We start from the raw sequence: 22,573 nt of genomic DNA, 5'->3' as shown, positions 1-22,573 counted from the left end.
TGATTCGTTTTCCGGTACTTACTGATTAAAGTTCACCATCATTGGAGCAGATATTTGTTCTTCATTGAAATCCGGCTGCACCCCAAGGAATGAAGCCGAACGGCGGATAATCTCCTGAACCATCGGCGCTGCATTGAAGCCAGCCGTCGCACCGATCTTGCCTGCTTCGGCCTTCGGTTCGTCGACGATGGTCAACACAACATATTCAGGCTTATCGATTGGAAATGCGGCAACAAATGCGTTGAACCTGACATCCTTGGAATAACGGCCATTGATAACTTTTTCCGCCGTACCGGTCTTGCCGCCAACGCGGTAGCCCGGAACAGTCGCGCGATTACCGGAACCGCCAGAACCTTTTTCGGCATTCAGGCGATAAAGATAGCGCATGTCCTCGCTGGTCTTCTCGCTCACGACCTGCTTTGCAACTTTATTGGCTTCTTCAATGGTTCTTGGCAGGAATGTCGGAGGCATCAACCTGCCGCCATTCATCAGTGCAGCCGCACCTACCGCGGTTTGTAGTGGAGTGGTTGCCATGCCGTGACCGAATGCGATGGTGATGGAATGAACCTTCTTCCAAACCTTTGGCTCCATTGGACGAGCCACTTCCGGCAATTCCGTTACCATGCGATCCAATAGGCCCATGCGATGCAGGAACTCGCGATGACCATCAATCCCGACGACGTCCGCTTCCTTTGCCGATCCGATGTTGGATGAATAGATGAACACTTCCGGCAGGGTCAGAACACGGCCCTTGCCGTGGAAATCCCGGATCGTCTGGCGGCCAATGGTGATGGGCCGGCGCGCATCAAACGTGCTCTGCAGATTAACTTTGCCGGAGTCGAGCGCCATCGCAGTCGTAAAGCTCTTGATGGTTGAACCCATCTCGAAGGCACCCGCAGACATGCGATTGAGCCGATCTTTCTCCAATGCATTATATGGATTGTTCGGATCGAAATCCGGTGCCGAAGCCATTGCGAGAATTTCGCCGGTCTTGACGTTCAACACGACTGCTCCAGCTGCAATGGCGCTATACTTCTGCATGGCCTGAACAACCACATCGCGCACCACATGCTGCACACGCAGATCGATGGAAAGCTTTACCGGCTCCAGCGAGCGGCTATCCGCAAGACCCGCATCCCGCAAATCCGACAAGCCATGCTCGTCGATATATTTCTCCATACCGGCAATGCCCTGATTGTCGATATTTACCAGACCCAGAATGTGCGACGCTGTTGGGCCACCCGGATAGAAGCGCGCTTTCTCGGTACGGAAACCGATACCGGGAATACCGAGAGCCATAATCTGGCTCTTCTGTTGAGGTGTCAGGCCACGCTTCAGCCACGCAAACCCTGCCTTGCTTTTCAGGCGGCTGTAGGTCTGTTCGAAATTAAGATCGGGGAGAACTGTCGAAAGCAGTTCAATTGCTTCATCGGGATCAATGATTTTCTTCGGCTCAGCGTATAGCGAATTCGTCTTGATGTCAGTCGCCAGCACTTCGCCATTCCGGTCAAGAATGTCCGGCCGCGCAGCCAGAACTGTACCGGTTGGGCCGTTATAACCGGTCGTATCTTCCTGTATGCCGTAATAGATCAATCTGCCGCCAATGACACTGTAGATACCAACGAAGCAGGCTATTGCCATCACGACGCGGTTGCGCGCTCGGTTGCCTGACTTCTTCCGCTTTGCATCCAGCGCAAAAGCCGGCGCTACACCGGTTTCCAGCTCATTCTTCTTTCGCTTGATCCAAACAGCAGCCATTATTGTGCAGCTCCTTTTGGTGCGGTGTTGGATTTCTTGGCAACACTTCCGGTAAGTGTTGCATCAGGCTTCAGATCTTTGGCGCTGGCTTCGGTGATGATATCGGCAACAGAGTCGAAAACGACCGGCTTGGGTTGCGGGAGATCATTAAGGTTGATGATCTGATTGGCTTCAACGAGCTGCAGATCAAGCTGCCCCTGAAATGTCTCGACAAGTTTTTGCAGACGATTCGGCTGTGTAAGCAAGCTCCAGTCAGCCTTGAGCAGATCAATCGTATCGGCTTCATCCGAGATCATGCGCTCAAGCTTGGTCACCTGATTCATCTGCTTCTCAGCGTCGTGCTTGATTTTATAGGTTATCGACGCCGCCGCTATCATCAACCCGATCAAAATGATGTCGAAAGTACGCAGCACTGGTCAACTCCCACTTTTCTTTTGAGACTGGGTTTCATGAAATATGGGTAGGTTGGGCAGGCCATAAATCGCGTGATCCTCAGCAAGCGGCGCACTGTCTGTGCGAATGCCGGCACGAAGCTTTGCTGAACGCGCCCGCGGATTGCGTGCAGCTTCCGCCTCCGTCGGCGCAATAATACCCTTGCCGACAGGTGTGAAAGTTGCACGACGCTGTTCGACCTGCGGCAGGTGACGCGAACCACCGCCCGCGCCCGACCTATCCGCAAAGAAACGTTTGACGATACGGTCTTCCAGAGAATGGAATGTGACTACTACAAGTCGCCCGCCAGGCTGCAAAACACGTTCAGCAGCGTGCAATGCGCGTACAAGTTCACCAAGCTCGTCATTGACGAAAATACGCAGCGCCTGAAACACACGCGTCGCAGGATGGATCGGCACTTTGGGGTTCCTGCCGACCAATGCTTCAATCGCATTGGCCAGATCACGGGTACGATGAAAGGGCTCCGTTGCACGGCGCTTGTCGATCATGCGGGCTATGCGGCCTGCATTGCGCTCCTCGCCTAGAAAATTGAAAATACGCGCCAAGTCACCGATTTTAAAACGATTGACCACATCGGCCGCACTCGGGCCGGAACTCGACATGCGCATATCGAGTGGTCCATCTTTCTGAAAAGAAAACCCACGCTCGGCTTCATCAATCTGCATGGATGAAATGCCGATATCAAGAACGATACCATCAGGAGCGCCCAGAAGCGCCACATGGTCCAAGGTCGAAAAAGTACCCTGAACAAGTGCCAGCCTTCCCGCATATTCTTTTTCCATCGCGCGGCCAGCTTCGATCGCGGAAGGATCGCGATCAATTGCTGTTACATCAGCACCGGCTTCAAGGATTCTTCTGGTGTAACCACCGGCACCAAATGTGCCGTCAATGATCCGCTGCCCTTTTTCTGGCTGCAAGGCGGTAATGACCTCGTCAAGCAAAACCGGAATGTGGCGCTCGTCTGAATTTATCGAAGTTTTATTCTTGCCGGAACCGGTCATCAGTCTGTCTCCTGACGACGTTTCTCCGCCAGCCGAGTCCGAACTCTGCTTCGATGCGCTTCGAACTGTTCGGGTTGCCAAATCTGAAAGTGCGTATTCGCTCCCGCAAAGGTCACATCTGTTGAAATGCCCGTATGCTCGCGCAGAAAATCCGTCACTGTGATCCGGCCATCCGCGTCCATTTTCAGAAAGCTGCCATCCGCATGAAGATAGAAAGACATGTCGTCTGCTGTTTCCGCGAAAGGGTCCGCGCTCTCCAGTGTCTTGTCGAAGCGCGTCAACAGTTCCGGTCCGCCCACATCCAGAGCAGGCAGATGCAGCGAGCGCAGTGCGTAAAGCTCCGTGTGACCGGCTGCCTGCACAATCAGACGGAACTGAGCCGGAACGGAAACCCGCCCCTTTGCGTCGATCCTGTTCGTCATATGCCCGAGGAACCGGTTCAAAGCTCAACCCCGCCGTTCTGACCCCAAGGGTCCCTGATAGTTCTGCCCCTGCTTCACCCCGTGACCAAGGCGAGCAATTTTCGTAGGCGCGCGTCGAATCCCCGGCGAAATACCGGCCCTGCATGGCAAAATCCAATGTCGGGAAACACCGTGTCGACTGAACGCTACTGATGAAATCAATCGATATCATGGGGCACTATGGGCGTCAATGGGATTAGAGTACACAACATGGGAGTGCTCTACTAATCCGAGCACACTTCCGGCGATTCTGAATTTATCCCTCATTAAGCTTAATGAAGCGTTAGGAATCGCAATCCGCATCCCTCCCTTTCGGGAGAATGATAAATAATCGGAGAGTTTAAAGTGCCAGCTGGCCTGTAAGCCGGGTTCTGTATGGCCGGACTTACGTCCGGCGCGGCAGCCATTCATCTTGGGCGGATGTTGCCATCCGCCTCCTGCAACCTACCCGGACGACTGACCCGGAAACTGATCGCCCAGCTTTCGCTGGGCACGCCGTCCCTATTCGGTTTTGCTCCCGGTGGGGTTTGCCTTGCCACCACTGTTACCAGTTGCGCGGTGGGCTCTTACCCCACCCTTTCACCCTTACCCCGTCATTCCTTGCGTCCTGTCCATCGAGGACTCGACACAACGAAAGACGGGGCGGTTTCCTTTCTGTGGCACTTTCCCTGGGGTCGCCCCCGCCGGACGTTATCCGGCACCGTGTTTCCCTGGAGCCCGGACTTTCCTCACATGCCGCCTTTCGGCTTATGACATGCGCGGCTGCCCGGCCAGCTGGCGCCCGTATAAATGCTTATCTTCCAGAAAAGGCAAATGAAAAAGGCCGGATAATTATCCGGCCCTCCTCAATGTATCAGATTGGCTGCTTAATTGGCAGCCATCTGGGACTTTACCTTGGCGCAATAATTGGCCGAAATCGGATTCATCCGGGTAGCACCGTGACCAGCATTGTAACGCAGGATAGTGCCGCAAGTCGTCCCGTTGCCAAGCTTATGCGCTCCGGCAAGATATTTCATACCCCAGCGAATATTCGTATCCGGGTTGTAAAGTGCCTGACGGCTACCCGTATAACCCAAACCCTTCGCGGTGGAATATTTAATCTGCATCAAACCAACTTCACCTGCGCGGCCAGTCATGTCTGCGCGGTAGTTGCTTTCAACGCGGACAACCGCATGAGCAAGAGCAACCGGCACACCATATGACGATGCATAGGAAGTGATGATGCTCGAATACTTGGTTGAACCACCAGCAGCAGCGGCGGAAGCAACGCTGCCTGTTGTCATGGTATCAACGCGGCTGCTTACGGTAGTGGTTTTGACGCGAGCCTTGGCCTGCACAACCGGACGCTTGGAGCCCGAAGCTTTCTTGTAGCTACGCTGAGTTTTTACTGAAACTTTTTTAGCGGATGAAGCCTTGGCACCAATCTTCTTGCTCTGACCTTTTTCGTCGGCCTTCTTTGCAGTCTTTTCTGTTGCTTTCTTCTTGTCGGCTTCAACGCGCTTAGCCTTCAGATAATCAGCAAGGTTCGTCGGTTGGGCATCTGCCGGTTTACTGAATGCTGAATTTGAGCCAAACAAAGCCACCGCCCCCACAAGGGCGCAAATCATACCAAATCTATTTTTCATCGTTTTCCGTTTAATTGCTTGGGCCGCACGAAAGATGCGCGCCGGGATAGTTCCGAGCCCAAAATTTCAAAAGGGCATACCCGAAACACTGGCTAAGGATTTGACGGCCCAATGCAGCCGAATGGTGATCCATCAAATAACTTTGTGTAACCCATTGAAATATATATGCTGCAATGCACAAAATGATTCAAGAAAGAATTTAAACTTCAATAAGTTATGCGGACAGTGCTGGAAGTGCTAAAAGCAGTTTGTGCAGCGTTTCAATGGTTGACATGTCCGCGACTCCATCCACCTTCGTGGTCCGAAAGTGGCGCTGAAAGGCTAAAACACTCAATTCGGTCGCATTTCCGAAGACCCCATCGATGGGAACGCCATAGCCGTAAAGGGCTAACATTGACTGTAGTGCCTCAACTGGCTGTCCCTGATCCCCAGCAGAAAAGAACCGGCCACCGCGCACAGGTGCCGGATCGACCCAGTGTCCCACGCCGGAGTTGAACAAGACAGGCCAGGGAAATTTCTCGCCGGGATCAATCTTGCGTGCCGGGGCTACATCCGAATGGGCGAGAACGTTTTCAGGCCGGATACCATGGCGCGAGATTATGCCCTTGCAGAGGTCGATGACCGCATCGATCTGTTCACTTGGAAACACAGGGAATGCGAGCAAGGGGCCACCATTGACGATTTCAATCCCGACGGAGCAGGAGTTGATATCCGTCTCTCCCTTCCACGAACCCTTTCCCGCATGCCATGCGCGTTCACTCTCGGGCACCAACTGCACGATCCTGCCATCTTCGTGGACGACATAATGCGCGGAAACTTCACTTTCCGGATTGGTCAGCCAGTTTTCTGCGGCTTCGCCGGTCTCCATGCCGGTATAATGCAGGATAAGAATATGCGGACGTTTTCCATCCTTCCGGGGACCAAAATTTGGCGAAGCATGAACGGCAGCGCGCAAATGATCAGGCTTAAACGCGCTCATATGCCTTCAGGTCTTTTTCGACTTTTTCCCAAGCCGCATTGATAGCTGCTATTCGCTGATTGGCGATAGCAATAAACTCTTCCGGAACACCGCGCGCAATCAGCATATCAGGGTGATTTTCCCGTACCAGCGCTCGATATTGCTTGCGCGCCGTTTCAAAATTCACATTTCGGCCAAGACCAAGCACCAAATATGGGTCCGCCTGCCCACGGCCGACATGCCGCGCTAGAATGCGATCAAACTTTTCTTCGTCGAGAGCAAAGATTTCCGCTACGGTTCCAAGGAACGTCAACTCCTTGTCGTGCAAGGCGCCATCTGCTTTGGCGATGTGAAAGAGGCCATCCAGCACATCTTCCAGCATCTGGCAGTTGCGATGCCCGGAACCGCACAATGAAGCGAGCTGTGCCGCATAGGTCTCGTAACCGGCAACATCCTGCTTGGCCAGATTATAAAGCCGGGTGACCTGATCCTGATATTGTGAGGGAACATGGAAAATATCGTGGAACGCGTTGACTTCAGCTTGGGATACGACACCGTCCGCCTTTGCCATTTTGGCAGACAGGGCAATCATGGCTATCGAAAACGCTACACGACGACGCGTTTCAGGATCGCCCTCAAACGCGGTGCGCACGGCCTCGATGATGCTGGAGAAAGCATCGACTGCTGTAGTGGTGATAAAATCGCTGATGCGGCGCCAAATGGACATGCCACTGTTTTATTCAAATTCTTTCGCAATTGCGAGAGAGATATTCACGCATCAAAACTGTTTGATGTGAATGTGCGCAGATACGGCAAACACAAGGCCTGCCGTACCCGCAGATTAAATTTTATTGAACGCCAAGCGCGTCTTTAATGGCCTTTTCAGCTGCATCTGCGGCTGCCTTGATCTGATCCGCTGTCTGTCCAGCAGCTTTTGCGGCATCTTCAGCAGCCTTACGACCAGTTTCGATAGCCAGCTGCTTTTGCTCAGCCGTCATTGTAGCGGCCTGCTCCTTGATGGTCTTCATCGCATCTTCAGCAGTCATTGGCTTTGCCGGTTCATCTGCCGCAGGTGCTGGTGCTGGTGCTGGTGCCGGAGCTGGTGCAGGCGCTTCAGTGGTTGCCGGTGCCTGTTCGGACTTCTGTTCGCTTTCACCGCAACCGGCCAATGCGAAAAGTGAGACGGTCGCAAATGCGATAACAAGTTTATTCTTCATATGTTTAATCCTCTCCTAGGTACTCAAGTGGCCCCTCGCCTCCACTCTATCTGAAATAAGGCAGAATGGAGTTCTGTTTTTATTTTCAATCAACTCTTGTGTGGATAACTCTTTGTAAACATGGCGGCATTCGTCATTTGGCTGTCAAGAATATGCAACATTGCGGAGTTTGGCACATGACTATCCCCATCCGGATATTGAATAGTGACGATGCTGAGCGATTCCAGAAACTGCGTTTGCGCGGCTTGAAAGCCATGCCCGAAGCATTTGGCTCAAGTTATGAAGAAGAGGTTGATCTCGACATAAGCGAGATCCGCCGACGTCTTGATGCTTCGCCAAATGTCGTTTTCGGCGCATTTGCGGACGATATACTGGTCGGGGTTGCAGGTTTCGCAGGCAATCCTAAAACCAAGCAAAAACATAAAGGCCTCCTTTGGGGCGTTTATGTCGACGAGCAATGGCGTGGGCACCAGCTTGGAAAAAGGCTGACGCAAGCGGTAATTGATTACGCCCGGGATCATGTCGATACATTGCATGCCACTGTCATGGCTGCGAATATATCTGCCCGAACACTTTATCTCGATCTTGGCTTTACCGTGTTCGGTGTTGAAAAGGATGCCCTGCGTATCGACGGCAAGTCCTACACGGACGAGCTTTTGCGTCTAGATCTGCGTTAAATCCATGTCAAAGCCTTGATAACTCATTCATTTGAAGTTATATCGCGTATTAATAATTAGCAACCTACTTATTACATGGCTATCTATGGCGCATCGCGGTTTGCATTTCATTTTCGTGGACGAATTGAGCAGAGCCAGCAGAAAGCTGCGCACGCATTTTGATTCGCGTGTGAAAGAACTCGGCCTGACGCAGGCCAGAGCGCGAACATTGATGCTTCTGGACAGGTTGGAAGTTCTGAATCAGAAAGAGCTTGCGGAAGAGCTGGATATAGAAACACCAACCATGGTGCGTCTGCTTGATGGTCTGGAAGGTCAAGGCTTCATTCAGCGCAAAGAGGCGGAAGGCGACCGGCGCGCCAAGGAAATCCATATCACGCCGACAGGGAGGACACTGGCCAAAAAGGTTAATCACCTTGCCCAGAGACTTCGTGCCGACGTTCTGGCTGGTATCGGGGATGAGGATTTGCAGAAGACAATTGACGTTCTTCAGTCAATCAATCGCAATATTGGCGAACTCGACGGGAGGGATTGAGTTGCAATGATTCCCGAAGCTGAATTTGTTGGATATAATCCAATCAGAACCGCCTCACCGACACCTGTTGCCCCCGTTCCGATGCATCCGCTTCGCTCGGCAGCCTATATAGGTGCATCAACCCTGCTCTCTATGACGCAGGGTCTGGGAATGAATCTGATCGCGACCAACATCCCGCAGATTCAAGGCTATCTCGGCGCAACAAACACCGAAACTACATGGCTCGTTGCTGCGTATATGGCACCGAACGTCAGTCTTTCAATCGCACTCATTAAAATCAGAAATCAGTATGGACTGCGAAACTTCGCGCAGTTGAGTCTTGCAATTTTCGTGCTGGTGTCGCTGTTGCATCTTGTCGTTACCGATCTGCAATCGGCAATTATCATCCGCTTTGTCAGCGGTATCGCCGCAGCTCCGTTGTCAAGCCTTGCCTTCCTATATGCACTTGAGGCCTTTCCGCCTGCCCGCAAGTTGACCATCGCCGTATGTATCGTGCTCACCAATATATCGCTTGCTTCGCCACTAGCCCGTCTGCTTTCGCCAACTCTGTTGGACATTGGCCAATGGAGTGGGCTTTACACATTCGAAATTTCACTTGCCCTCATCGCATTTGGTGTCATCTACCTACTACCCCTAGCCCCTATACCAAGGGCTAAAGTTATCGAAAAACTGGATATAGTCAGCTACCTCCTCATAGCCATCGGTTTCGGCTGTACAGCAGTTACCCTCGTAACAGGTAGGCTGTATTGGTGGTTTGAAGCTCCCTGGCTCGGTGTACTTCTTGCCGTGGCGGTTACGACTATAACCGCGGCAGTCGTTATCGAGCTTAACCGCGAAAAGCCGCTGCTCGACATCCGCTGGATTGCCAGCAAGGAGGTCGTCCATTTTGCCGGGACCATCCTTCTATTCAGGCTTGTAGTCTCGGAACAATCAACTGTCGCAAATAATTTCTTCCAAAACCTCGGCCTGTTGAATGATCAGATCAGCATGATCTACATTGTTTCCATGGTTGCAATGATTGTAGCGGGGCTTTCATGTGCAGCAGTGATGACACCGGGCAGAGTACCCGCGATCCACGCGGTTGCTTTGATTCTGCTGATTGCTGGTTCCTATATGGATAGCCAGTCGACCAACCTGACACGCCCTGCGCAAATGTATCTCAGTCAAGCCTGCATTGCTGCGGCAACAGCCCTGTTCCTGCCCCCGGCAATGTCTGTCGGATTGAGTTCCGCACTAAAGCGTGGGCCCAACTACATTCTGAGCTTCATCATCGTGTTTCTAGCCACGCAGAGCCTTGGCGGGCTTTTCGGGCAAGCTGTTTTCGGTACATTCATCACCATACGCGAGAAATTCCATTCCAATATTTTGGCAGAGAGCATTGTGCTTTCTGATCCGCTGGTGGTGCAGAGAATTACCCAATTGACCGGCGGCTATAGCCGATCGATTACGGACAGCACCCTGTTAAATGCCGAAGGCATAGCCCTGCTATCACAACAGACAACGCGAGAGGCCAATATTCTCGCCTATAATGACGCATTTCTATTGATCGCAGCTATTTCGCTTCTGGCACTTATCATCCTTTTAACGCACGTTTCCCTGCGCGCATTTTTTCGCAGTCGGGAAGCGTATCTCACAGTTCAAACGAGTTAATCCATGACCAGATATTTACGCCACTCAGCAACAATAATTGCGATCCTTATCGGAATTGCCGGGCTTATCCTTGTTCTCTACTCCTGGAGATTGCCACCATTTCAAAGCAATGTCGAAACGACTGAAAATGCTTATGTGAAGGGTTACGTTACGCTCATAAGCCCGCAGCTGAATGGCTACATCGTTGATGTGCCTGTACAGGATTACAACAAGGTCAAGCAGGGTCAGCTTTTGGCAAAAATCGATGACCGCATATTTGCGCAGAAGCTGGATCAGGCAAAAGCCACACTCGCCAGTCAACAGGCTGCTCTTGACAACTCGACGCAGCAGCAGCGTGCTGCCGAAGCACGCATTGGTTCAAGTCAGGCACAACTCGACAGTGCTCAGGCCGTATTGAGGCGTGCGCAGGCAAATTGGGCCCGTATCGAACCTTTGGCCCGCCAGGGCGTACTGACAAAGAGCGATGCCGAGCAAAGCGAAACAGCGTTGGAGCAGGCTCTAGCTTCCGTAACGCAGGCAAAGGCAGCGCTCGAAGTGTCCAATCAGGACCTTGAAACGATCAAAGTCAGCCGCGGTTCGCTGGAAGCGGCTGTCGCAGGAGCAAACGCTTCGGTTGAATTGGCCGATATCGATCTGTCGAATACAAGAATTGTGGCTCCCCGCGATGGCACCATCGGTGAGGTCGGCGTCAAGCTCGGGCAATATGTCAGTGCGGGAACCCAACTGATGGCAATTGTTCCGAGCGAGGTCTGGATCATTGCTAACTTCAAGGAAACGCAGCTCAGCAATATCACCCTTGGCCAGCCTGTCAGCTTCACCGTCGATGCACTCAATCGCAAAAGACTGACAGGCAAGGTGGAACGGTTTGCACCGGCCGCAGGCTCCGAATTCAGCGTACTGAAACCCGATAACGCCACCGGCAACTTCACCAAGGTCGCACAACGCATATCTGTGCGCATATCAGTCGATCAGGGCCAAGACCTTGCACAATATCTGGCACCGGGCATGTCGGTAGTGGTACGCACAGAGGCACCGGAACACTGAAAGATACAAAGAACGCATTGTGGCATTTTGATTCGCAAGCCAACCGCTTATCTATAAAATTTGAATCAAATTGTTATGATCTTCAACCATTGCGTCATGGACGCGTCACTGACTTGTTACATCCGGGTGCTAGGCGAGCAGGAATTTCCAATAAAGGGGATTCGTTTGGATGCCAATTGCTCGACAGTCTGCAAATACGCCGCTCCCTCGCCCTCACGTCAAAAATGAGAAGCTGAATAGCGCCGTCCGGCAAAACAGTCTTTTGTCACGCGCTGGATTCTCCGAAAGACTGTTCGCTCACCTATTCAAAGGGCTGGTCTACCCGCAAATCTGGGAAGACCCTGAAGTTGATATGGAGGCGTTGCAAATTCGCTCGGGCCACCGGATCGTTACGATTGCATCCGGTGGCTGCAATGCCATGTCCTACCTGACCGCTGACCCCGCTAGCGTGGAAGCAGTCGATTTGAATACCGCTCACGTTGCGTTCAACCGCCTGAAGCTTGCAGCGGTTGTCAATCTTCCGAACTATGATGCCTTTTACCGCTTCTACGGAACAGCGGACAGCAAGGCCAATTTGCGAGCTTATGAACGCTTCATCCAGTCACACCTTGATGCAACCAGTCGCGTTTACTGGGAAAAGCGGATGCTTTCCGGACGGCGGCGTATCACTATTTTTTCGCGAGACCTTTATCGCCATGGCTTGCTCGGCGTGTTTATCGGCATGGGCCATCGCATAGCCAAGCTTTATGGCATTGACCCGCGAGACATATTGAAAGCGTCGACACTGGCTGAACAGCGGGTCTATTTCGACACTGCCCTCGCACCACTCTTTGACAAACGCATGATCCGCTGGGCAACCACCCGGAAATCCTCGCTTTTCGGACTTGGTATTCCGCCGCAACAATATGATGCGCTTGCCACCGCCGGAAACGGCGATATGGCAAAGGTGTTGCGGGGCCGCCTTGAAAAGCTCGCTTGCGACTTTCCCCTGTCAGAGAATTATTTTGCCTGGCAAGCCTTTGGTCGTGGCTATAGCGACGATGCGGAAACAGGGCCCTTACCGCCTTATCTTTCCCGCAATAACTTTGCTTCAGTGCGGGAGCGTGCCGGTCGGATGAGCGTCGTTAATGCGTCTTACACGGAATTTCTAAGCGCAAAGCCTGCAAATTCGGTCGACCGCTTCATCCTGCTCGATGCACAGGACTGGATGAACGATGCACAACTCAATGAACTTTGGGCCGAAATCACCCGCACAGCCGCCTCGGGCGCACGAGTGATTTTCCGCACTGCTGCCGAGCCATCCCTTCTACCGGGGCGTGTTGAGGACGCTTTGCTTGATCGCTGGGAATATCAGGAAGAACTATCGCAAAAACTTCACGCTCGCGACCGCTCTTCCATCTATGGCGGGTTCCATCTCTACGCGCTCAAGGATTGATTCATGTTTACCAAGATCGAACATGGTCCTCTCATGGATCGCGTCTATCGGCATCAGCGCCATTTTTACGATGCTACACGAAAATACTATCTGCTGGGCCGAGATCCGATGATTGCCGGTCTCAACCCTCCGGAACGCGGTTCCATCCTTGAGATTGGCTGCGGTACAGGCCGCAATCTGGTTCTGACCGGCGAGGCTTATCCCAAGACATCACTTTACGGCATTGATATTTCAAACGAAATGCTGGCAACCGCCCACAAGAAAATTGAAGCTGTCGGCCTTGGTAAACGTGTTCATCTCGCCCACGCTGATGCCGCCGATTTCAGTCCGCAAACGCTATTTAGACGTCGGCATTTTGATCGGATTTTTATCTCCTATGCCGTTTCGATGATCCCGCAATGGCAAACGGTTGTGCAAGAGGCAGTCAGCCATCTTGCACCCAACGGCTCTCTCCACATCGTGGACTTCGGCGATCTGGCTGATGTGCCGCTCATTGCTCGAAAAGCACTTTATACGTGGCTGGACTGGTATCATGTCACACCACGCAATGAACTATTCGACGTAGCCGATGCTGTGGCTGCAAAGAACAATGCCACAGTACACAAGCAGAGGCTTTACCGAGGGTTTTCCTGGATAACGACAATACGCCGAAAAAGCGCATAGACTTCAATTTTATGTGTGCCAGCGCGGCCCTCATGATCTGTTAAGCATAATAGTGCATCTCTAAGGCTGCACCCTTATGCCGACCAATGATCCAGCCGCGGAAAACCTTATATGAAACGCCTTGCAGCCGCTTTGATGACACTTCTTTTAACCGGCTGTACCACCGTCGATTATAACTTTCAGGATGCGAAGAAACCTGTTGCTTCCGGACAAATGGCCGCTCCAAGCGGCAAGGTCAGCGCACCGCGCTATGGTGATAGCGATCCGCATGAATGGACCGGCAAAACACCGTGGCATTATCCGGTTCATGGTACAGATGTTTCGAAATATCAGTCCACGATAGATTGGCAGACTGTTCGTTCAAACCGCATATCCTTTGCCTTCATCAAGGCAACAGAAGGTGGTGACCGGGTTGATGATCGCTTTGCTGAAAACTGGGCAGCAGCAAGAGCGGCTGGCGTGCCAAGGGGTGCCTATCACTTCTACTATTTCTGCCGATCAGCAGCAGATCAGGCCCGCTGGTTCATCCGCAACGTGCCGAATGATCCCGGTGCTCTGCCGCCCGTGCTCGACATGGAGTGGAATGCTGCTTCACCCACATGCAAATTGCGCCCGAATGCTGCAATTGTTCGCAGCGAGATGCGCACTTTCATGGACATGGTTGAGCGCCACTATGGTAAGCGTCCCATTATCTACACGACCGTCGATTTCTTCGATGATAATGATTTGCGCCAACTCGCCAATTATCCCTTCTGGCTACGCTCGGTTGCGGGACACCCTGATGAAAAATACGGGCCCCATCCCTGGACGTTCTGGCAGTACACGGGCACGGGCGGGATTCCCGGCATTCGCGGTGATGCGGATATTAATGTCTTTGCCGGAAGTGAAAGCGCCTGGAAACAGTGGCTGGTACGCAACAAGGTACGATAAAGCTCCACTCCCCGACTTTCTCTCTATTCTGTGACTTCACCTAGCGGGCATTATCGTGCATTAGGCAGGGAAAGTGCGCGTGCCGTTGGCGCGCCCGTCATTCAACGAGATTTCCCTATGAATAAAATATCGATTGCCATTGCCGCCAGTCTGTTTGCCGTATCGAGCGCGCAAGCGCTGGATCAGGTTGCACCTGCGCAACCCGTTGTCGCCAAGCCTGCCTGTGGCGGTGAACTTGAACCTTGGTTCAATGGCTTGATTGCCGAAGCGAAAGCAGCGGGCGTCAGCGACAAGGGCATCAGCGAGCTTTTCAAAGCTTCCATGGACGACAAAGTGCTGGAGCGCGACCGCGCGCAAGGCGTATTCAGCCAGACATTTCTGACATTTTCGTCGCGAATGGTTGCTGATTATCGCCTTAAGCAGGGCGCTGCCAATTTGAAGAAATATGCCGATACCTTTGCCAAGGCTGAAGCCGAATATGGCGTGCCCGGCCCGGTGATCTCCGCTTTTTGGGGACTTGAAACTGATTTTGGTGCCGTTCAGGGCGATTTCGATACGTTGAACGCGCTCCTTACGCTGTCCTTTGACTGCCGCAGGCCAGAGCTTTTCCGCCCGCAGTTGATCGCGCTGCTTAAGCTTTTCGATAGCGGCGTTGTCGATGCAAAAACCACTGGCGCATGGGCCGGTGAAATTGGCCAGATGCAAATGCTGCCCACTGATTATCTGGAACGTGGCGTAGACGGCGATGGGGATGGCAAGGTTGATCTGAAGGGCTCTTCACCCGATGCAATCATGACAGCCGCCCGCGTTATGCGCGATCTTGGCTGGCGTAAGGGCGAACCATGGCTTGAAGAAGTCAAGCTTACAAAAGAGCTACCATGGGAAAATGCAATCCGCACCAATCGCCTGCCTCACTCCAAGTGGGCTGAATGGGGTGTAACGGGCTTGAAAGGTCCGCTTGGTCCGGATGATGGCGATGCATCGTTGCTGCTGCCGATGGGTCGCAAGGGGCCAGCCTTTCTGTCCTATTCAAACTTTGACATTTTCGTTGAGTGGAACAAATCCATCATTTACGCGACCACAGCAGCGTATTTCGCCACCCGCCTTGCCGGTGCTGGTCCACTGGAGCAGACAACGCCTGAACAGGGTCTAACTCCGGAACAAATGAAGGAACTGCAGAACAAGCTTGCCGCGCGTGGTCATGATATGGGCCCGAAGATTGACGGCGTATTCGGCATTCTGACACGTGACGCAGTTCGCGAAGAACAGATGCGGCTTGGCCTGCCTGCCGATTCCTGGCCAACGCCGGAACTGCTGAACAAGCTATAATTCCTGCGAAGCGTATTCCATCGTCTCAAGCGAAGCAAAACCTTCCGGCCGACTTCCAGCATCAAACGGTGTTTCTACCTCGACAAATGTGTCCGGGTAGAAACCATTGAACCGCGTACGCAGCGACAGGGAATAAGCGCCGATATTGCCAATCTCGATCCAGTCCCCAGTATCTACAGTCTCCGGCAGCCAGAACGGACGCGACAGAATATCAACAGAGTCGCACGTCGCGCCGCAGACACGAAACGGCACAATGGTCTCCGGATTGCCATTTCGATGCTTTTTGGCTGGATCAGGGATGAAGCGAGCTGGCAGGGTGATTTTGCCGGTCCAAGAATCCGACAGTGACGCCCAAATACCGTCATTGATATAAAGCCGCCTGCCCTTGCGCAGAAGTACGCGAACAATCAATGAAAATGCTCTCGCAACGATCACACGTCCGGGCTCCGCGACCAAAGGTAAATCACCAAAGCCATATTCATTGATGTCCCCGCGCAAACGCGACATCAATTGACCCAGCGAGGGCATCTCAACCTGTTTGCGTTTAGGATCATGGCCATACTCGGCGGGAAAACCACCACCAACATCAAGTCCCGCCAATGTTACGCCGGCACGGTTTCTTACCCAATCCGCGGCGCGTAATGCGCGTTCATAAGTGTCTGGATCATCGATCTGGCTGCCAACATGGAAGCAAAGACCAACTTTATACCCGATCTTCTCGGAACGCTGCAGCAGTTCCACCGCATGCGCGGGAGCAGCACCGAATTTCTTCGAAAGCTCGTAGGCCGCATGTCCTTTCGTCTGCAATCGCACGTATAGAGTTATGCTTCCCGGATCAATGTCCAAAGCCCGTACAATGCGCGTTACCTTGGCAATTTCGTCTTCATGGTCCACGGCAAGGATGCGGATGCCGTATGTTTCGAGCGCCAAGCGGATATCCGACTGAGCCTTGATCGGATGCATGTAGAGCATATGCGCATTCGGCGCGACTTTTCGAACGGCTGCAAATTCACCCGGCGAAGCAACATCAAACGTATTGATGCCATTGCGCGCAAGCGTTTCCAGCACGAGGTTTTCGCCATTGGTTTTAACTGCATAAGCAGTCTCGCCGGGAAACATCTTCATGAAGTTATGAGCGTCTTCGACGAGTACCTGTGGCCGGAAGCAGTAGACCGGTTGATCCGGGCGTAGTTCAAGCGCTGCATCACGGGCGGTGGCGAATCGTTGCATCTGTGTGTTTTGCGTCATTACAAACTCTTAGCAAGGGAAAGTGACGGATGAAAGTCGCCTTCTTCCGCAAGAATCGGGTGGCGACTCACAATAAAAAGCATAAGGATTTGCACTCCACTCCACTCCGAAAGGGTCATTCCGTGTCCATTGCCGATGCCAAAACACCACCGCCCCTTTCAATGACTGGCTTCGTTTGGCTGCAATTGCTGCTGCTAGGCGCAATTTGGGGTGGTTCATTCTTTTTCGCACGTATCGCAGTGCAGGTGGTACCGCCCCTGACGCTGGTGTTGTTTCGCGTTGTTATCGCAGCACTGGCTCTCCATATCTATCTGGTCAGCCGTGGTGTCAATTTCTGGGACTATCGCCGTCATGCACTGGGCTTTGCCGGTCTTGGCTTGCTGAATAACGTCATTCCCTTTTCGCTGCTTTTCATAGGTCAAACAGCGCTCGGTGCTGGTCTTGCATCGATCTTCAACGCAACAACTCCGATCTGGACCGTAATCTTGGCAACTATCCTGACTGCGGATGAGAAAGTCACGCCTGCAAAGCTAGGCGGCATAATTTTAGGGATTACCGGGATCATCGTGATGATCGGACCGGGAATTCTTACAGGATTGGGCGGGCCGCTTTGGGCAGAGATCGCTGTTATTATAGCGACGCTGTCCTATGCATTCGCTAGCATTCTAGCCAAACGCTTCAAAGGAATACCACCAACTGTCACCGCAACAGGCCAGCTAACCGCCTCAACGATTGTGATGCTCCCCATCGTGATGCTTTATGACGGCCTTCCAGACCTAGGGGCAATTGCTCCAAGCATATGGTCGGCCATACTCGGGTTGGCGATTTTATCGACCGCCTTCGCGTATATTCTCTTTTTCTCTATTGTTAAGGCTGCCGGAGCTACCAATGCCTCGCTCGTCACGTTGATCGTGCCGGTTAGCGCAGTGCTGCTTGGAACAATTTTTCTCAGCGAGACCCTCGCCCTTCAGGACATTCTCGGGATGGCTCTCATTGCCTTCGGCCTGTTGATTATTGATGGGCGGTTTGTTGCATTGCTGCGATCCGACAGAAAAAGATAGAATTGTCATAAAATATCAATAGTTAGCCCGAAAACCCGAGGCTTAATCCTGTCAAAAATGTGGCAAAATAGCGCTCTAAGCCCCCAGCGCGACAATTTTGACGCGCTGCAAAATTTTACCGCACGCCGAGGAATTTTTCAGTTTTTTCGATATTTTTAAACGTTTAAATGCGTTTATTTTCAGAAACTTACCAATATAGGGGAAAAAAATTCCAACACTGGTGTCATGTTCCGGTAATATTTAGGCTTTTTCTGTGGCGAATTTGCGCTATGTTATGTGGGTTAACTGCAGGAGACAAGCGATGGGACTAACTCGATCGATGAATGTCCTTATGATCTGTGCAGCGTTCGCATTTATTGGTGCAATGGTCGTAGGACTGATACCTTGAATTGAATTATGAGCGCTACGGAGATGGTCTCTGACCGTTAAGCGATAAAACAAACGAAACGGCCCGGTTAAAGCAACCGGGCCGTTTCACCTTTTAGTCCCTTTAGGCTGCAGCGCCCGCCAGATTTGCCGCCAGCGCATTGGAGTCCGGGCGGATACCGATCAGATGACATATAGCGAATGCCAGATCGGCCCGGTTCATTGTATAGAAGTGGAAATCCTGCACACCACGTTCTACCAGATCGAGCACCTGTTCTGCGGCAACCGCTGAAGCCACAAGCGCGTGGGTCTGCTCGTCATTCTGCAACCCGTCAAACCGTTCAGCCAGCCATGCAGGTATGTGAGTACCTGCCTTGGAGCAGAAATTAGTGACCTGCGTGAAGTTGTGAATAGGTAATATTCCCGGCAAAATCGGAATGTATATGCCGGCACGACGAACTTTTTCGACATAACGCTCATATTGATCGTTTTCGAAGAAGAACTGCGTGATCGCACGGGTTGCACCATTATCGACCTTACGCTTCAGCATATCGATATCAGTTGCAAAATCCGGGCTTTCGGGATGCTTTTCCGGATAAGCGGAAACTGAAATATCGAAATCCGCGAAGGCTTTCAGTCCGGCAACCAGTTCCGCACCATTTTCATAACCGCCGGGAGTTGGCTTGTAGTGCGCACCAACGCCGCTTGCAGGATCGCCGCGTAAGGCAACAAAACGATTGACACCCATGGCTGCAAACTCGCGGATTACCGTATCAACTTCTTCCTTCGTCGCATCAACGCAGGTCAAATGCGCCGCTGCGTTCACCTCGGTTTCGGTGAGAATACGCTTGATAGTGCGCGCTGTACGCTCGCGAGTAGAACCACCTGCCCCGTAGGTCACCGAGACAAACTCCGGGTTAAGGGGTGCCAGTCGCGTTACAGTTTCCCACAGGCGCTCTTCCATCACCTCAGTTTTCGGCGGAAAGAACTCGAATGAAACCCTGATATTAGTACCGAGATCAGCACGGCGGGATTGGCGGAAGAAACTCATTATACACTCTCCGTAATGCGGGAGGTTGAAACAGGATCGGCAATAAGCAGGCGTGGGTCGCGTGCCAGCCACAATTTAACAGTCAGCTTGTCTTTATCTTTAGGTTGCAATTCCATGCTTTCTTCCAGCATCAGCCCGGCCTCGGTCAGCCAGTCCTTTATCTGTCCGTCATGAAAACCCAGCCGCAAATGAGCATGTCTATCGCGAAGAAATTCAAGCTCGTGCGGGGCAAAATCGACGATCAACATTCGACCCGAGGGCCGTAATGCCCTGGCAGCCTCGCGAATGGCTTCGGCCGGATTGTCAAGGAAGTGCAACACCTGATGGACAGTCACAAGGTCGAAAGACTCTTTATCGACCGGCAATGAATAAACATCGCCCTGACGCACCTGCGCATTCGCAACGCCCGATTTTTCAAGATTTGAGCGGGCAATCGTCAACATATCGCGATTGATATCAATCCCGACACCACGGACATACAGGGGTGCAAAAAGCTCAAGCAGACGACCTGTACCTGTTCCCACATCAAGCATTGCCTGAAAGGGCCGTGTACCTACGATCTTGGTCAGAGCCTCTTCAACAGCGCCGTCCGGAACGTGCAGAGAGCGGATCGCATCCCAACTCGAAGCATTTGCACTGAAATAGGCGGCCGCACGTTCACGGCGCTGCAGCTTCACGGAAGAGAGACGTTCAAGATCGCGTTCCAGCAGAGGATCGGAGCAATCCAGACGATCCAGCAGGGAACGGGCAATATCCCCGACGATCAGGGATTCCGCCAAACGGAAATAGGCCCACGAACCTTCCTGGTAGCGGTTAATCAGGCTTGCTTCAAACAGCAATTTGAGATGACGTGAAACGCGAGGCTGGGATTGACCCAAAATGGAAGTAAGATCAGAAACTGTGAGATCGCCACGTGATAGCAGGGCAAGAATACGCAGCCGGCTGGGTTCAGCCGCCGCTTTCAATGTATCAACCATCAGGTCCAGATTAAGATTGTGCCGATCCATAATCAATCCTCAAAAGATATAAAGATATGTTTATGTCATGACGGATAATTTAGCAAGAACTATTTGCCATTGACGACAATTTCTGGCGTGTCTGAAATAGATGGAAGAATCAAACAAGAGAGCTATCAATGAGTGCAGGAACGAACCGTCAGCGTTCCATCAACAAAGCGCTGACACTGCTTTTACCCGCTGTTCCCTACTCGGATTCGGAACCGATACGTGCAGCTGCAGGCGCACCCCACATGAAAACCTTGCCGCCGCCTATTGCTATCTGGCTCGCGGCGGTCGCCCATGTGCGACACCAGCATACAGACTATGACGCACTTCGCGACGAAGGTTACGATAAGGAGTCAGCCCGCTTTTTCGTCCTTGAGGCAATCAATCGCAAGCTGACGGAATGGCGGTCGACACGTCTTCTCGATCCAGATGAGGAAGACCCGAGTTGAAACCACGCCAGCCTTCTTCAAATATCAGGTTCTGAAGCGGAATCCTTTTGCGCCAGCCCTTTTTCTCCAGTTCCGGTACATCAAAAAGCTCTTCGACATAGCCAAGGCATAGGTAGGCGACGATCTCGATATGATCTGGAATACCCAGTATTTGGCGCATATCGCTATCGTGATATATACTTACCCAGCCAACCCCAATGCCCTCGGCACGAGCTGCAAGCCAAAGATTCTGGACAGCACACACAGTACTGTAAATATCCATTTGGCGATTATGCGTGCGGCCAAGCACGATCTTTCCACCGCGCGTGCGGTCGCATGTAATGCATAAATTAATTGGCGCTTTGAGGATGCCCTCAAGTTTGAGGGAAGCATAGAGCGCCTGGCGATCATCCTCGAACAAGGCCTTCGCTTCTTCATTGGCTTTAGAGAAAGCTTGATGCACCTGCTTCTTGCGGGCCACGTCCCGAATAGTAATGAAGTTCCAAGGCTGCATAAAGCCAACGGAAGGCGCATGATGCGCCGCATCAAGTAATCTCATCAAAACGTTGTCATCGATTTGTTTAGGCAAAAACTGATCGCGGACATCACGGCGGTTATAAATGACTTTATAAACGGCAGCTCTCTCATCATCAGAAAAATTAGCAGCTTGGACTAGGCCTTGCGAAATCTCGTGCATTGTTTGCTCCCAACAACGCTTGAAACCCTCACCGCTGTCCGCGCAGTTTGGGCTATGAGGTCCGGCCGGTCTTCTGACTCAGGTTCAACTGAACTGCGCGCCTTCCTGCAGCCTCTCGGCCACCGTGGCATAATGCGCAATCATCCCCGTTACAGCGTTGGGCACGTGCCGGATTTTCACCGGCTTCCCGATTCTCCTGCAATCTTCCAATTGCGGGCACCGGACCAGTTTCTATTCGCCACGAAAAAACTTGTCGCGCAAGCCTCAGGCTCTGTAAATCCATTGTTCGGGAATGCGAATGTCGACTTTTTCGCCAGCGCGTATAATGCCGGGCTTTTCAACCCAGGCCACGATGCCACGCGAGCGCTTTGACACACGTACGAAATCCAGCGCAGTCGTGGTCTCATCAGGCGTGTCGGCATGCGCAGCGATTGAACGACCAGCAATCTTGCAGGGAGCATTCTGTCCGTCGACCTTCAAGGTAACCCCACCTTCGAAAAACATGAGAGACCTCGGCGGCAGCATGGACAGTGACGGGATACCGGAAATGACCATGTTCCCGCCGATCCATTCGGCTTTAAGTTCCGGCAAGCCCATACCGGCGGCAACTTCTTCAAGCTCGTCAGTACCGAGAATTGAAAGATGCCGCTCATTGCGCATCACTGTTCCACGCGGATACCAAGGTTCGCGACCACCAGATTTGCGGGTTGGACCGGCATGGAAGTCACCTACGATACCCTCAAATGTTAGCTCCAGCGAATTCGTGGGCTTCGTAACAAAGTCATTCTCAAGCGCCTCAAACAGCCCGTTCACACGCCCGATGATTTTGCGTGATGGAAGTATTTCATCTTGATGGCCGAACAGATCAGTCATTGTTTGCTCCAAGGAGTTTTCTGCATTCTAGAAAAATCACTCGTCAAATCCAGCAAATATGTCTGATGCCAACGTCATAATGAATGATGGGAGAGCCTCTCGGCTCTCCCAG

General features: G+C 52.3%; 23 protein-coding genes, 1 other RNA gene and 1 riboswitch. Of the genes, 10 read left to right on the top strand and 14 right to left on the bottom strand.

From position 1 onward, the window contains the following. Window positions 1-18: 18 nt before the first annotated feature. The 9 genes from ABKW30_RS13390 to ABKW30_RS13350 all read right to left on the bottom strand — a co-directional run bounded on the left by ABKW30_RS13390 (window position 19) and on the right by ABKW30_RS13350 (window position 7,473). Window positions 19-1,758: a penicillin-binding protein 2 gene (locus ABKW30_RS13390; RefSeq protein WP_348599420.1), complete on the bottom strand. Its 1,740-nt coding sequence runs from the start codon at window positions 1,756-1,758 to the stop codon at window positions 19-21. After that, a complete protein-coding gene (locus ABKW30_RS13385; protein ID WP_348599419.1) occupies window positions 1,758-2,171 on the bottom strand; it encodes a hypothetical protein in 414 nt (137 codons plus the stop codon). The genes ABKW30_RS13390 and ABKW30_RS13385 overlap by 1 nt, the downstream gene beginning before the upstream one ends. A 3-nt stretch (window positions 2,172-2,174) precedes the next feature. After that, on the bottom strand, window positions 2,175-3,212 hold the full coding sequence (rsmH, locus tag ABKW30_RS13380) for a 16S rRNA (cytosine(1402)-N(4))-methyltransferase RsmH (RefSeq protein WP_348599418.1): 1,038 nt from the start codon (window positions 3,210-3,212) through the stop codon (window positions 2,175-2,177). Further along, complete coding sequence (mraZ, locus tag ABKW30_RS13375; RefSeq protein ID WP_348599417.1) at window positions 3,212-3,655, bottom strand: division/cell wall cluster transcriptional repressor MraZ; 444 nt, start codon at window positions 3,653-3,655, stop codon at window positions 3,212-3,214. The genes rsmH and mraZ overlap by 1 nt, the downstream gene beginning before the upstream one ends. Before the next feature lie 362 nt (window positions 3,656-4,017). Continuing rightward, window positions 4,018-4,451, bottom strand: an RNA gene (gene rnpB, locus ABKW30_RS13370) — RNase P RNA component class A. A gap of 88 nt (window positions 4,452-4,539) precedes the next feature. Then, entirely contained in the window at window positions 4,540-5,298 is a 759-nt protein-coding gene (locus ABKW30_RS13365) for a transglycosylase SLT domain-containing protein (RefSeq protein WP_348599416.1), read from the bottom strand. Between the two features lie 214 nt (window positions 5,299-5,512). Further along, window positions 5,513-6,277 (bottom strand): N-acetylmuramoyl-L-alanine amidase, encoded by a 765-nt coding sequence (locus ABKW30_RS13360; protein WP_348599415.1) that lies wholly within the window; start codon window positions 6,275-6,277, stop codon window positions 5,513-5,515. After that, window positions 6,264-6,983, bottom strand: a complete 720-nt coding sequence (locus tag ABKW30_RS13355) for a DnaJ family molecular chaperone (RefSeq protein ID WP_348599413.1) — start codon at window positions 6,981-6,983, stop codon at window positions 6,264-6,266. Before ABKW30_RS13355 ends, ABKW30_RS13360 begins: the two co-directional genes overlap by 14 nt. A gap of 121 nt (window positions 6,984-7,104) precedes the next feature. Then, entirely contained in the window at window positions 7,105-7,473 is a 369-nt protein-coding gene (locus tag ABKW30_RS13350; RefSeq protein ID WP_348599412.1) for a hypothetical protein, read from the bottom strand. 176 nt (window positions 7,474-7,649) lie between these two features. On the opposite strand from ABKW30_RS13350, the gene ABKW30_RS13345 reads away from it, so the two are divergent. From ABKW30_RS13345 to ABKW30_RS13310, 8 genes are all read left to right on the top strand, one after another. Next, a complete protein-coding gene (locus ABKW30_RS13345) occupies window positions 7,650-8,150 on the top strand; it encodes a GNAT family N-acetyltransferase (RefSeq protein WP_348599410.1) in 501 nt (166 codons plus the stop codon). A gap of 115 nt (window positions 8,151-8,265) precedes the next feature. Beyond that, entirely contained in the window at window positions 8,266-8,682 is a 417-nt protein-coding gene (locus tag ABKW30_RS13340; protein ID WP_348599409.1) for a MarR family transcriptional regulator, read from the top strand. 81 nt (window positions 8,683-8,763) lie between these two features. After that, window positions 8,764-10,332: an MFS transporter gene (locus ABKW30_RS13335; RefSeq protein WP_348599795.1), complete on the top strand. Its 1,569-nt coding sequence runs from the start codon at window positions 8,764-8,766 to the stop codon at window positions 10,330-10,332. 3 nt (window positions 10,333-10,335) lie between these two features. Further along, entirely contained in the window at window positions 10,336-11,376 is a 1,041-nt protein-coding gene (locus ABKW30_RS13330; RefSeq protein WP_348599408.1) for an HlyD family secretion protein, read from the top strand. Window positions 11,377-11,545: 169 nt separating this feature from the next. Beyond that, a complete protein-coding gene (locus ABKW30_RS13325; RefSeq protein ID WP_348599407.1) occupies window positions 11,546-12,811 on the top strand; it encodes a DUF3419 family protein in 1,266 nt (421 codons plus the stop codon). Window positions 12,812-12,814: 3 nt separating this feature from the next. Beyond that, window positions 12,815-13,474, top strand: a complete 660-nt coding sequence (locus ABKW30_RS13320; protein WP_348599406.1) for a class I SAM-dependent methyltransferase — start codon at window positions 12,815-12,817, stop codon at window positions 13,472-13,474. 111 nt (window positions 13,475-13,585) lie between these two features. After that, entirely contained in the window at window positions 13,586-14,404 is an 819-nt protein-coding gene (locus ABKW30_RS13315; RefSeq protein WP_348599405.1) for a GH25 family lysozyme, read from the top strand. Window positions 14,405-14,521: 117 nt separating this feature from the next. Next, window positions 14,522-15,733 (top strand): lytic murein transglycosylase, encoded by a 1,212-nt coding sequence (locus ABKW30_RS13310; RefSeq protein ID WP_348599404.1) that lies wholly within the window; start codon window positions 14,522-14,524, stop codon window positions 15,731-15,733. Here ABKW30_RS13310 and ABKW30_RS13305 read toward each other — a convergent pair. Continuing rightward, window positions 15,728-16,963 carry an alanine racemase gene (locus ABKW30_RS13305; RefSeq protein ID WP_348599794.1) on the bottom strand — a complete coding sequence of 412 codons (1,236 nt, stop codon included), beginning with the start codon at window positions 16,961-16,963 and terminating at the stop codon, window positions 15,728-15,730. The two genes, ABKW30_RS13310 and ABKW30_RS13305, sit on opposite strands and share 6 nt — an antisense overlap. A 179-nt stretch (window positions 16,964-17,142) precedes the next feature. Between ABKW30_RS13305 and ABKW30_RS13300 the strand changes: the two genes are divergently transcribed. Then, a complete protein-coding gene (locus ABKW30_RS13300; protein WP_348599793.1) occupies window positions 17,143-18,042 on the top strand; it encodes a DMT family transporter in 900 nt (299 codons plus the stop codon). Between the two features lie 490 nt (window positions 18,043-18,532). Here ABKW30_RS13300 and metF read toward each other — a convergent pair whose 3' ends face one another. After that, a complete protein-coding gene (metF, locus tag ABKW30_RS13295) occupies window positions 18,533-19,459 on the bottom strand; it encodes a methylenetetrahydrofolate reductase [NAD(P)H] (RefSeq protein WP_348599403.1) in 927 nt (308 codons plus the stop codon). Then, entirely contained in the window at window positions 19,459-20,466 is a 1,008-nt protein-coding gene (locus ABKW30_RS13290) for a metalloregulator ArsR/SmtB family transcription factor (RefSeq protein WP_348599402.1), read from the bottom strand. The genes metF and ABKW30_RS13290 overlap by 1 nt, the downstream gene beginning before the upstream one ends. Before the next feature lie 128 nt (window positions 20,467-20,594). On the opposite strand from ABKW30_RS13290, the gene ABKW30_RS13285 reads away from it, so the two are divergent. Next, window positions 20,595-20,912: a DUF2293 domain-containing protein gene (locus tag ABKW30_RS13285; RefSeq protein WP_348599401.1), complete on the top strand. Its 318-nt coding sequence runs from the start codon at window positions 20,595-20,597 to the stop codon at window positions 20,910-20,912. Here ABKW30_RS13285 and bluB read toward each other — a convergent pair. Together bluB and ABKW30_RS13275 are read right to left on the bottom strand one after the other, a co-directional pair. Beyond that, entirely contained in the window at window positions 20,845-21,588 is a 744-nt protein-coding gene (gene bluB, locus ABKW30_RS13280) for a 5,6-dimethylbenzimidazole synthase (RefSeq protein WP_348599400.1), read from the bottom strand. The two genes, ABKW30_RS13285 and bluB, sit on opposite strands and share 68 nt — an antisense overlap. Window positions 21,589-21,633: 45 nt before the next feature. After that, a riboswitch (cobalamin riboswitch) is annotated at window positions 21,634-21,827 on the bottom strand. A 25-nt stretch (window positions 21,828-21,852) separates the two neighbouring features. Further along, window positions 21,853-22,461 carry a molybdenum cofactor sulfurase gene (locus ABKW30_RS13275; protein ID WP_348599399.1) on the bottom strand — a complete coding sequence of 203 codons (609 nt, stop codon included), beginning with the start codon at window positions 22,459-22,461 and terminating at the stop codon, window positions 21,853-21,855. Between the last annotated feature and the right edge of the window lie 112 nt (window positions 22,462-22,573).

It is taken from the genome of Phyllobacterium sp. SB3, assembly GCF_040009165.1.
In the GTDB taxonomy this organism is placed as follows: domain Bacteria; phylum Pseudomonadota; class Alphaproteobacteria; order Rhizobiales; family Rhizobiaceae; genus Phyllobacterium.
The sequence above is the reverse complement of the archived record's forward strand: the minus strand, read 5'-3'. Positions and strand labels throughout refer to the sequence as shown.

Excerpts from the sequence above, each read along its gene's own strand:
- ABKW30_RS13390 (WP_348599420.1), bottom strand. The coding sequence starts at position 1,758 with ATGGCTGCTGTTTGGATCAAGCGAAAGAAGAATGAGCTGGAAACCGGT.
- rsmH (WP_348599418.1), bottom strand. The coding sequence starts at position 3,212 with ATGACCGGTTCCGGCAAGAATAAAACTTCGATAAATTCAGACGAGCGC.
- ABKW30_RS13365 (WP_348599416.1), bottom strand. The coding sequence starts at position 5,298 with ATGAAAAATAGATTTGGTATGATTTGCGCCCTTGTGGGGGCGGTGGCT.
- ABKW30_RS13360 (WP_348599415.1), bottom strand. The coding sequence starts at position 6,277 with ATGAGCGCGTTTAAGCCTGATCATTTGCGCGCTGCCGTTCATGCTTCG.
- ABKW30_RS13355 (WP_348599413.1), bottom strand. The coding sequence starts at position 6,983 with ATGTCCATTTGGCGCCGCATCAGCGATTTTATCACCACTACAGCAGTC.
- ABKW30_RS13350 (WP_348599412.1), bottom strand. The coding sequence starts at position 7,473 with ATGAAGAATAAACTTGTTATCGCATTTGCGACCGTCTCACTTTTCGCA.
- ABKW30_RS13345 (WP_348599410.1), top strand. The coding sequence starts at position 7,650 with ATGACTATCCCCATCCGGATATTGAATAGTGACGATGCTGAGCGATTC.
- ABKW30_RS13335 (WP_348599795.1), top strand. The coding sequence starts at position 8,764 with ATGCATCCGCTTCGCTCGGCAGCCTATATAGGTGCATCAACCCTGCTC.
- ABKW30_RS13330 (WP_348599408.1), top strand. The coding sequence starts at position 10,336 with ATGACCAGATATTTACGCCACTCAGCAACAATAATTGCGATCCTTATC.
- ABKW30_RS13325 (WP_348599407.1), top strand. The coding sequence starts at position 11,546 with ATGCCAATTGCTCGACAGTCTGCAAATACGCCGCTCCCTCGCCCTCAC.
- ABKW30_RS13320 (WP_348599406.1), top strand. The coding sequence starts at position 12,815 with ATGTTTACCAAGATCGAACATGGTCCTCTCATGGATCGCGTCTATCGG.
- ABKW30_RS13315 (WP_348599405.1), top strand. The coding sequence starts at position 13,586 with ATGAAACGCCTTGCAGCCGCTTTGATGACACTTCTTTTAACCGGCTGT.
- ABKW30_RS13310 (WP_348599404.1), top strand. The coding sequence starts at position 14,522 with ATGAATAAAATATCGATTGCCATTGCCGCCAGTCTGTTTGCCGTATCG.
- ABKW30_RS13305 (WP_348599794.1), bottom strand. The coding sequence starts at position 16,963 with ATGCAACGATTCGCCACCGCCCGTGATGCAGCGCTTGAACTACGCCCG.
- ABKW30_RS13300 (WP_348599793.1), top strand. The coding sequence starts at position 17,143 with ATGACTGGCTTCGTTTGGCTGCAATTGCTGCTGCTAGGCGCAATTTGG.
- metF (WP_348599403.1), bottom strand. The coding sequence starts at position 19,459 with ATGAGTTTCTTCCGCCAATCCCGCCGTGCTGATCTCGGTACTAATATC.
- ABKW30_RS13290 (WP_348599402.1), bottom strand. The coding sequence starts at position 20,466 with ATGGATCGGCACAATCTTAATCTGGACCTGATGGTTGATACATTGAAA.
- ABKW30_RS13285 (WP_348599401.1), top strand. The coding sequence starts at position 20,595 with ATGAGTGCAGGAACGAACCGTCAGCGTTCCATCAACAAAGCGCTGACA.
- bluB (WP_348599400.1), bottom strand. The coding sequence starts at position 21,588 with ATGCACGAGATTTCGCAAGGCCTAGTCCAAGCTGCTAATTTTTCTGAT.
- ABKW30_RS13275 (WP_348599399.1), bottom strand. The coding sequence starts at position 22,461 with ATGACTGATCTGTTCGGCCATCAAGATGAAATACTTCCATCACGCAAA.